Raw genomic sequence first — 521 nt, 5'->3', positions numbered from 1 at the left:
GGTCAAAATTCGAGCGGTGATAAAGGGTCAGTATTCACCCGGTGGCGACACGCCCGACTTCGGTGCGCTCGGGTCAGAGTTCTATCGGGGTTCTCTGGATATCGTTCCGAGCGCGATTCTGGTCGAGCCCCCTGGGATTACGGCCCTTCTTCGGGTGGCCGCCGATAAGCTTGCCCGCCTTTCAGATCTGGCAGTGCCTCACAGTGGAATTCCAACTCGCGCGGTTCAGTACTTCTGCCTCGAGGAGCTGGAGGATGGGGAGGAGCTGCGGTCGCATGGGATATCCACTGCTCGTGACCGTGAACGCCTGGCTCTCGTTGTCGATGGGCGAGGGATGCCTCACGTCATTGAGAGGGAATCGCTGCGTCCGCTCGTTCGCAGGCCGGGTGACATCGCCGGGAAGATTTCCATTGGGCTGGGCGACCTCGGAGGGGCCCGGCTGTTCTACGTTCATGACGACCTCGACAAGCTTGTCGAGAAACGTCTGTCCAGGACCGTCGACTACATCAGATACGGAGAGA

Annotated in this window: 1 protein-coding gene; it reads left to right on the top strand. The window is 60.1% G+C overall.

The genetic code is table 11. The features are described from left to right. Positions 1-16: 16 nt before the first annotated feature. A partial coding sequence (locus tag P1T08_18955) for a hypothetical protein (protein ID MDF1598149.1) occupies positions 17-521 on the top strand: 505 nt, incomplete at its 3' end.

It is taken from the genome of Acidimicrobiia bacterium, assembly GCA_029210695.1.
In the GTDB taxonomy this organism is placed as follows: domain Bacteria; phylum Actinomycetota; class Acidimicrobiia; order Spongiisociales; family JAHEDJ01; genus JAHEDJ01.
This window is presented reverse-complemented; position numbering and strand designations above follow the sequence as displayed.